We start from the raw sequence: 8,594 nt of genomic DNA, 5'->3' as shown, positions 1-8,594 counted from the left end.
CCCTCGCCCCCTGCAGCCGACCTGCCGCAGCTCGCGGTTCATGCGTTGTGGTGGGGGTGGTTCCCAGCCTTCATCCTGAGCTGGGACGCGCTGCCCTGGGTGGGGCGGCTGGCCATGTGCCTGGTGGGCTGGGCCATCTGCTTCTGGAACTACGCCGTCCTGCACAACCACATGCACGTGTCCATTGCCCGGCCCCCCCTGGCGCAATGGGTGGTGTCCCGCTCACTGGGCATGGCGTGTGGGTTCCCCTACCGGGGCTACTTCATCCACCACTTCAACCACCACCGGTACGATGACGGCCCGGGCGACTGGGGCCGCCGCCGTCCCGGAGAGCGCGTCTTGCGCTACTGCCTGCGCTCGGCGCTGACGCCGTGGCTGTGGCCGTATGAGACGCTGGGTCAGGTCTGGCAGTGGGCGAAGAAGAAGCACCAGCGGATGGAGCTGGCGGTGGACTTCCTGGTGGTGGACGGCGTGCTGCTGGCGCTCATCGTGTGGAAGCCCGCGCTGGGCCTGGCCTGGTGGGGGGTGCTGCTGGTGACGCAGTGCTGCATCCACTGGCTCAACCTGGCGGCCCACTTCGAGACGGACTCCGAGCAGAAGGACGCCCTGGGCACCACGTCCTACTCCGCCTTCTACAACCGGTGGTTCTTCAACGCCGGCTACCACCAGGCCCACCACCTGAAGCCGCAGGTGCCCTGGCACGAGCTTCCGGCCCTCACCGAGGAGCTCGCTCGGACGTCCAGGCTCCGCCCAGAGCTGACTACCGGGCTCTCCCCCATCAATCCGTTCTGGGTGCTCAGGGTGGCGAAGCGCTATTCTGCCAAACCGTGCGATCGGCAGATGGAGTCGAAGATTACCGCCGGGACCCCCACGGCCGTTACCTAGTCGGGGAGGGCTTCCTCCACTGGTACGCCTCGCCGGACCTGTGCGGCTTCGTCCTCTGGGGACGTCCCGGAGAGGCCGAGGTGCGCCGGCTCGTCCAGGTGCTGGACGTGGAGTTGTCCCCCGCCAAGCCACATGCCTCGCTGGTGGACGCGCGCCGGCTGGAGGCCGCGGACCCCATGGCGTTCGCCGCCCTGGTCAAATACATGCAGCCCCGCGAGAAGGACTTCAGCACCTCCGTGTTGAAGCAGGCGCTGGTGCGGCCTGAAGGCGTGGTGGGCGCGGTGGTGGGCGGCTTCTACACGCTGCTGTCCGGGGCCTACCCCAGCCGGGCCTTCACCGCCCCCGACACCGCCCTCCAGTGGTTGGGGCAGCCGGAGGCCGCGGCCGCGGCGCTGGTGGCGGAGCTCAACGGCCTGGTCGCGGAGGCCACCGGGCAGTCGCCCCTGCTGCGAGAGCTGCACCAGGTGATGCGGGGCCGGCTGCCGGAAGTGAACCTGTCGGACGTGGCCCGGGAGATGGGCATGTCCGAACGGACGCTGCAGCGCCGGCTGAAGGAGGCCAGCACGTCCTTCCAGGCGGAGCTCAACGCGGTGCAGGTGCGCATGGCGCAGTCGCTGCTGCGTGAGTCGAACATGAAGCTCACCGCGGTGGCGGTGGAGGTGGGCTGCGCCTCGCTCCAGCACTTCAGCAGCCTCTTCCGCAAGCTGGTGGGCGAGTCCCCCAGCGCGTGGCGAGACAGGCAGAAGCAGCCGCGGGGCAACGGCACGCCGCCACCCGCCGAGGCCCTGGTGGAGGAGGCGGCCGGAGCGCCCGGCAAGGTCCCCGTCCCGGCCACGTCCGACGTCCCCGAGTAGTCACGCTCCGGAGCCGGGAAGCCGCTGGCTCCCGGCAATCCCTGCCAGCCAGCACAGGCGCTCAACATTCCCATACATTGTCAGGTGGGACCGGGCGCCGCAGCGGGTGACGCGCAAGTCTTTGACAGCTCGTGGGTCCGACACCTGGCGCGCGGGACTCCGGGAGTTCCGACTCTCAGCTGACTTTCAGACTGATTCCCGCACTCCGCGGCGAATTGACAATATTTATCCATAGACACTACAAAATCAAAGAACGCGACGCCCACTTCACCGGCGCTTCCCGCCCTCGCATGGAGAAAGGAGCGCAGCGCCATGATTCAAGCCAGGAACCTGGGCGCCGGCTACGGCCCTCGCGCGGTGCTGGCGAAGCTCTCCTTCGATTTGCCCTGGCGACGCGCCAGCGTGGTGCTGGGCCCGGGTGGCAGTGGCAAGAGCACCCTGCTGCGGACCCTCGTCAACGACCGGCTCGGAGGCGGCGCGGACTTCTGGGTGCGGGGCCAGCTCACCCTCCCCGTGTCGGCGCAGGCGGTGGTGCCCCAATCCCGGCCCGCGGAGTCGCGCCCCCTGGGCGAGCTGCTCGGCGCCCAGGCGCGCCAGACGCTGGAGTCCGTCTGGGCTTGCGCGCCCGCGGCGGCGGTGCGGCTGGACCGCCTGCGCGAGCGGCCCATCGCGCTGCTGCCCGAAGGGCTGTGGCGGCTGGCGCTGCTCACCGTCGCCATCGCGAACAAGGCGCCCCTGGTCCTCCTGGACGAGCCCGAAGTCGGGCTCACGGCGGACGGCGTCCGCTGGCTGGCGCGGCGGCTGATGATGCTGCGCGCCGAACGCACCGTGGTGCTCGTCACGCAGCACCTCCCGCTGGCGCGCATGGTGGCCGACCACGTGCTGCTCATCGATGACGGGATGCTCGTGGACCAGGCCTCGCCCCGGGACTTCTTCGACGAGCCCGGGCTCCGTCGCCCCACCGGCTGACGCGTCAGACGGGCGCGTGCAGCGGCGCCGGCTGCAGGTTGAGGACGAAGCGGGTACCCCCGTCGGGACGGTGCTCCGCGGACAACGTCCCCCCGACGCTCTCCACCTGGTCGCGGCACACCGACAGCGCCAGCCCCGCGGCCTTGGCGCGAGGCACGGTGGAGAAGGGCTCGAAGAGGCGGGGAAGCACGGAATCGGGGATGCCCGCGCCGTTGTCCTCCACCTCCAGCCGCACCCCCTCCTGGAACGTCCGCGCGCGCAGGACGATGCGGCCCGGGCGCCGGGGCTGCGCGGCGTCCACGGCCTGGGCCGCGTTGAGCAACAGCTTCACCAACACCTCCACCAGCCGCCCCAGGCCCATGCGCACCCGGGGCAGGTCCGGCGCCACGTCCTCCACCACCTCGGTCAGGCCACGCAGCTCCGCGGACGCCAGCCAGCGCGCCTTCGCCAGGGCCTCCGCCACCGCGCAGGCCTCTTCGTCCTGGGCGTTGGCGCGAGAGAAGTCGCGCAGCTCCGTGACGATTTGCTGGATGCGCAGCACGCCCTGCTGCGTCTCATCCACCACGCGGCGCAGCTCCTCCACGTCCGGCGACGGCTCGCCCAGCTCCTCGTCCAGGTAGCCCAGGTTGGACTTCACGTAGGACAGCGGGTTGTTCACCTGGTGCGCCACGCCCGCGGCCAGCTGCCCCACCAGCGCCAGCCGCTCCATCTCCGCGCGGTGCAGGTCCGCCTGGGCGCGCAGCCGCTCGCTCTCCGCCAGGCGCTCCAGCGCCACCATCCGCTCCGCGTCCGCTTCCCGCTCCGCGTCCCGCAGGCGGCGGAACGTCTGCGAGCCGAGCACGGACACCCACGCCACGAACGCGAAGGACAGGCCCTGCGACACCGCCACCTGCAGCGACGCGCCCGAGGCCCAGCACGTCACCAGCAGACACACCCACGTGAGAGCGCAGGCCAGCTGCGTGGGACGGCGGTGCTCCGGCGTGAAGACGCAGATGATGAGCGGCACCGCGTACAGCGAAGGGAAGAAGGGGCTGTAGATGCCCCCCGTGAAGTGGATGTCCAGCGTGAGCCCCACCAGGCTGACGACGGCGGCGGCCAGGCCAATGGAGCGCGGCGACATCCACCGGGCCCCCACCGCCACGCCCAGGAAGATGAAGGCGGCGCACCAGCCCAGGTGGACCCAGAGCACCTGCGTGACGACCTGCCCCAGCGTCAGCGGATGCATCACCAGCGACAGCGCGAGCCCCGCGGCGCACAGGAGGAAGTTGCGGCGCCGCAGCTTGAGCTGCGACTCCAGCTCGGGAGGAGAGGTGGCGGAGAGGGTGGCCGGGCGCACGGGGAGGCTTCCTGATGCGGGACGAGCAGCGCGCGAGTAACGGCGGAACGCTACAGCGGAAGGGCCGCGATTTCAGCCCGAGTCACGGACGCCTCCCATCCGTGCCGGGCGCATCCGACGCGCGGTGTGGCCAACCTAGCGTGTCGCGGCCTTCACGCCCCGCTGGAGACGGCGCGCCTTGCCCAGACGGGGGGCATCCGCGCGTGGACGGCGCGGCGCGGGCGCTCGCTTGCTCGCGGGCAGGATGGGGTCGGGGCACACCGCGCGGAGCTTGCATGCCTTGCACTCGGCGCCGCTCCACACCGCTTCGTAGAGCGCCGTCACCCGGTCAATGACGTCGAAGTCCTCGGTGACGAAGCCCAGCTCGAAGTTGCGCGCGGAGTCGCCCTTGGCGCCCAGCCCCGCGCCGGTGAGGTTGGCGCTGCCCAGGTACGCCCAGGCGCCATCCACCACCACCGCCTTGAAGTGCACGCGCGGGCAGACCTTGAGCGACAAGCCACCCGCCACCAGCCGCGCGCGCCGGTCAAAGGCGGCGCGAAAGGGCCGGCTCGGCAGCTCCGCGTGCAACAGCCGCAGCGCCACCCCACGCGCCGCCAGCGTGTCCAGCACGTCCACCAGCGGGACGAAGCGGCCGCCGTGCTCCACGAACATCGCCTTCACGTTGGCCGTGGCCATCCACACCGACTCCCGGGCGTGGAGCAGCTTCTCCAACACCACCTCCCGATACAGCGCGCTGCCCGACAGGAGCTCCGCCTCGATGGGACGCATGGCACTCACTCCACCACACATGCCCTCACCTGGCCATCCAGTGGACAAATGACCTTCAGTCACTTGACGAATGACCACGGGTCATTCATCCATGCGTCATGGTCAGCCCCCCGGCGGCGAAGGCGAAGCGGGCGCTGCCCCAGCGAGCCCGCAAGGACGAGGACAAGGAAGCGCGGCGACGGCTCATCCTGGATGAGGCCCTGGCCCTGTATCAGGCGACGTCCTACGCCGAGGTGAAGATGGCGGACGTGGCCGGCCGGGCGCTGTTGGCCAAGGGCACGGTGTTCCTCTACTTCCCCACCAAGGAGGCGCTGTTCCTGGCGCTGCTGGAGGACCTGCTCTTCGCGTGGTTCGACCGGCTGGACGGGCTGCTGGCGGAGGACACCGCCGCCTGGACGAGCCCCCGGTTGGCGCGCACGGTGGCCGAGTCGCTGGAGGGCGAGGAGACCCTGACGCGGCTCCTGGCGCTGCTCCAGACGGTGCTGGAGCAGAACGTGACGGCCGAGCAGCTCCGCCCGTTCAAGGAGCGGCTGCTGGCGGCGCTGCTCCGCGCGGGGACGCGGGTGGAGCAGCGGTTGTCGTTCCTTCAAGCCGGAGACGGCCCGCGCTTCTTCATCCACCTGCACGCGCTGGTGACGGGCCTGCGGCAGATGGCGGACGTGGCCCCGGTGGCGCGCGAGGTGCTGGAGGCGCTGCCCCACCTGGCGCCGCTGCGCGTCGACTTCACCGCCGAGCTGACGGCGGCCCTCAGCACCCTTCTTCGCGGGCTGGAGTCCCGCTGAGTCCCCTTTCCCACCCCTGGAGAACCCCATGCTCGAAACGACTGCTCAAGCCAACACGCAGCCCACCGCCGACACCGAGCGCATCCGCGCGGTGTTCGAGGCCCAGCGCGCGCACCGCTGGACGATGTCCCGCACCACGGCCGCCGAACGCATCGCCCGGCTGAAGCGGCTGCGCGAGGCCATCATCGCCCGCCGCGCGGAGCTGGCGGACGCCATCCACGCGGACTTCCGCAAGCCCGCGGTGGAGGTGGACCTGACGGAGCTGCACCCCACGCTGGAGGAGCTGAACCACACGGTGCGGCACCTCAAGTCGTGGATGAAGCCCAGGCGGGTGGGCACGCCGATGCTGCTGGCGGGCTCGTCCAGCCACGTGCGCTACGAGGCGCGCGGCACGGCGCTGCTGCTGTCGCCGTGGAACTACCCCTTCAACCTGCTGGTGTCGCCGCTGGTGGCCGCCATCGCCGCGGGCAACACCGTCATCTGCAAGCCCAGCGAGAAGACGCCGCACACCTCGCGCTTCCTGGCGCAGCTGGTGAAGGACGTGTTTCCGGAGAACGAGGTGGCGCTGTTCGAAGGCGGCGCGGAGACGGCGGAGGCGCTGCTGGAGCTGCCCTTCGACCACATCTTCTTCACCGGCAACACGCGCATCGGCCGCAAGGTGATGGAGGCCGCGGCGAAGCACCTGGCCAGCGTGACGCTGGAGCTGGGTGGCAAGTCGCCCGTCATCATCGATGAAACGGCGGACGTCGCCGTGGCGGCGGAGCGCCTGTGCTGGGGCAAGTTCGTCAACGGCGGCCAGACGTGCGTGGCGCCGGACTACGTCTTCGTGCACGCGTCGAAGGAGCGGGCGTTCCTGGAGGCGCTCAAGGCGGCCATCACCCGCTTCTACGGCGGCACGGAGCAGGAGCGGCAGGCGAGCCCTGACCTGTCGCGGCTGGTGGACCCGGTGGCGTGGCGGCGGGTGAAGGACCTGCTCGACCGCTCGGTGGCCGCGGGAGCGAAGCTGGAGGTGGGCGGGGAGGCGGACGGGGCCTCGCGCTACATCGCGCCCACCGTGCTGTCCGGCGTGACGGCCCAGAGCCCGGTGATGGAGGGCGAGATTTTCGGCCCCGTGCTGCCGGTGCTCACCTACCAGTCCCGTGAAGAGGTCTACGCGCACATCCGCGCGGGCGGGAAGCCCTTGGCCCTCTATGTGTTCAGCCAGGACAAGCGGGCGGTGGAGGACATCTTCCAGAACACCACGTCGGGTGGCGCGGTGGTGAACAACGTGCTCGTCCACCTCGCGAACCCCAACCTCCCGTTTGGAGGGGTGGGCACCAGTGGCCTGGGGAACTACCACGGCCACTTCGGCTTCAAGACGTTCAGCCATGAGCGGGCTGTGATGGTTCAGTGGATGAAGTCGCTGGCTTCGGTGTTCTTCCCGCCGTATCGCGGGAAGGCGCAGGAACTGGCCTCCCGCGCGACCCGGCTGATGGAGTAGGCACCCCAGGCCGGGGCACCTCCGGAAGGAGCCAGGCGATGCGCGTGGTGAAGCTGGAAGAAGCACGGATGCCGGACGGCGTGCAGGAGGCGTTCGACCGCCTCCATGCGCATCGCTGGGAGGTGGCGCGCCGCGGCATGAAGGAACGGCTGGCCCGGCTTGAGCAGCTCAAGGCGCTGCTCGTCGCCCGGCGCGAAGCCCTGGCCGAGGCGCTCCACGCCGACTTCCGCAAGCCGCGCGCGGAGGTGGAGGCCACCGAGGTCCTCCCCGTCCTGATGGAGCTGGCCTCCATCCAGAAGCACCTCAAGACGTGGATGAAGCCTCGGAAGGTCTCCACGCCCCTGCTGCTCACCGGCACGTCCAGCCTGGTGCGGTACGAGCCCCGGGGGGTGGTGCTGGTGATGGCCCCGTGGAACCAACCCTTCCACCTGCTGGTGGCGCCGCTGGTGGCCGCGGTGGCCGCGGGCAACGCCGTGCTGTGCAAGCCCAGTGAGAAGGCGCCCCACACGGCGCGCTTCATCGCGGGGCTGGTGAAGGACGTCTTTCCCCCAGAGGAAGTCACCGTGGTGGAGGGCGGCCCGGAGGTGGGCGAGGCGCTGCTGCGGCTGCCCTTCGACCACTTCTTCTTCACCGGTGGAGCCCGCGTGGGCCGGCGGGTGATGGAAGCGGCGGCGAAGCACCTGGCCAGCGTGACGCTGGAGCTGGGTGGCAAGTCGCCCGTCATCGTCGATGAAACAGCGGATGTGGAGGCCGCCGCCGAGCGCGTGGTGTGGGGCAAGTTCCTCAACGGCGGGCAGACGTGCATCGCCCCCGACCACGTCTGGGTCCATGCGTCGAAGGAAGAGGCGCTGCTCGAAGCGGTGAAGGACACCCTGGAGCGCTTCTACGGCCGCACCGAGGAGGCGCGCCGCGCGAGCCTGGACCTGTGCCGCATGGTGGATGACGGCGCCTTCACGCGGGTGCGCCAGTTGATGGACCGCACCGTAGAGGCCGGCGCGCGCGTGGTGGCGGGCGGCGGCGTGGACGCGGAGTCGCGTTACATCGCGCCCACGGTGCTCGCGGACGTGACGCCGGACACGCCCATCATGGCCGAGGAGATTTTCGGGCCGGTGCTGCCCGTGCTGCGCTTCGAGTCCCTGGACGAGGTGGTGTCGCACGTGCGCGAGGACGGCAAGCCCCTGGCGCTCTACGTGTTCAGCAATGACGAGGCCACGGTGGAGCGGCTGCTGCGGGAGACGCGCTCGGGCGGCGCATGCATCAACACCGTGGTGCTGCACCATGTGAATCCGAACCTGCCCTTCGGCGGCGTGGGCGCCAGCGGCGTTGGCGCGTATCACGGCGAGACGGGCTTCCGGACCTTCAGCCACGAGCGCGCGGTGCTGCGCCAGGGGCGCACGTCCCTGCTCCACCTGTTCTTCCCGCCCTTCACCGGCAAGGCGCAGAAGCTGACGCGGCTGGCGGGGCGGCTGTTCGAGTAGGGCCGGGCCGCCCTGGCACAAGTCTCCCGTTTTCCGGGATAA

Annotated in this window: 8 protein-coding genes; 6 read left to right on the top strand and 2 right to left on the bottom strand. The window is 70.5% G+C overall.

Translation table 11 applies throughout. The annotated features are described in order from the left end of the window. From HV826_RS16900 to HV826_RS16890, 3 genes are all read left to right on the top strand, one after another. On the top strand, positions 1-885 hold an 885-nt coding region (locus HV826_RS16900; RefSeq protein ID WP_176418056.1), incomplete at its 5' end, for a fatty acid desaturase. A gap of 80 nt (positions 886-965) precedes the next feature. Further along, positions 966-1,739 (top strand): helix-turn-helix transcriptional regulator, encoded by a 774-nt coding sequence (locus HV826_RS16895; protein ID WP_176418060.1) that lies wholly within the window; start codon positions 966-968, stop codon positions 1,737-1,739. 312 nt (positions 1,740-2,051) lie between these two features. Then, a complete protein-coding gene (locus tag HV826_RS16890) occupies positions 2,052-2,708 on the top strand; it encodes an ABC transporter ATP-binding protein (protein WP_176418055.1) in 657 nt (218 codons plus the stop codon). Positions 2,709-2,712: 4 nt separating this feature from the next. Here the strand turns inward: HV826_RS16890 and HV826_RS16885 are convergent, their stop codons facing one another. Beyond that, entirely contained in the window at positions 2,713-4,044 is a 1,332-nt protein-coding gene (locus HV826_RS16885; protein ID WP_176418054.1) for an ATP-binding protein, read from the bottom strand. A gap of 135 nt (positions 4,045-4,179) precedes the next feature. Continuing rightward, positions 4,180-4,812 carry a phospholipase D-like domain-containing protein gene (locus HV826_RS16880; RefSeq protein ID WP_176418053.1) on the bottom strand — a complete coding sequence of 211 codons (633 nt, stop codon included), beginning with the start codon at positions 4,810-4,812 and terminating at the stop codon, positions 4,180-4,182. A gap of 98 nt (positions 4,813-4,910) precedes the next feature. On the opposite strand from HV826_RS16880, the gene HV826_RS16875 reads away from it, so the two are divergent. Genes HV826_RS16875 through HV826_RS16865 form a run of 3 tightly spaced genes read left to right on the top strand, consistent with a single transcriptional unit; the run spans position 4,911 to position 8,552 of the window. Further along, on the top strand, positions 4,911-5,594 hold the full coding sequence (locus HV826_RS16875; RefSeq protein ID WP_176418052.1) for a TetR/AcrR family transcriptional regulator: 684 nt from the start codon (positions 4,911-4,913) through the stop codon (positions 5,592-5,594). Positions 5,595-5,622: 28 nt separating this feature from the next. Then, positions 5,623-7,074 carry an aldehyde dehydrogenase family protein gene (locus HV826_RS16870; protein ID WP_176418051.1) on the top strand — a complete coding sequence of 484 codons (1,452 nt, stop codon included), beginning with the start codon at positions 5,623-5,625 and terminating at the stop codon, positions 7,072-7,074. A 38-nt stretch (positions 7,075-7,112) separates the two neighbouring features. Further along, positions 7,113-8,552, top strand: a complete 1,440-nt coding sequence (locus HV826_RS16865) for an aldehyde dehydrogenase family protein (protein ID WP_176418050.1) — start codon at positions 7,113-7,115, stop codon at positions 8,550-8,552. The last annotated feature ends 42 nt before the right edge of the window (positions 8,553-8,594 follow it).

The sequence above is a fragment of the Myxococcus sp. AM010 genome (assembly GCF_013372585.1).
Classification (GTDB): domain Bacteria; phylum Myxococcota; class Myxococcia; order Myxococcales; family Myxococcaceae; genus Myxococcus; species Myxococcus vastator.
Note: the sequence above shows the minus strand (reverse complement) of the source record. Positions and strands in the feature narration are given on the sequence as shown.

Excerpts from the sequence above, each read along its gene's own strand:
- HV826_RS16890 (WP_176418055.1), top strand. The coding sequence starts at position 2,052 with ATGATTCAAGCCAGGAACCTGGGCGCCGGCTACGGCCCTCGCGCGGTG.
- HV826_RS16880 (WP_176418053.1), bottom strand. The coding sequence starts at position 4,812 with ATGCGTCCCATCGAGGCGGAGCTCCTGTCGGGCAGCGCGCTGTATCGG.
- HV826_RS16875 (WP_176418052.1), top strand. The coding sequence starts at position 4,911 with ATGGTCAGCCCCCCGGCGGCGAAGGCGAAGCGGGCGCTGCCCCAGCGA.
- HV826_RS16870 (WP_176418051.1), top strand. The coding sequence starts at position 5,623 with ATGCTCGAAACGACTGCTCAAGCCAACACGCAGCCCACCGCCGACACC.
- HV826_RS16865 (WP_176418050.1), top strand. The coding sequence starts at position 7,113 with ATGCGCGTGGTGAAGCTGGAAGAAGCACGGATGCCGGACGGCGTGCAG.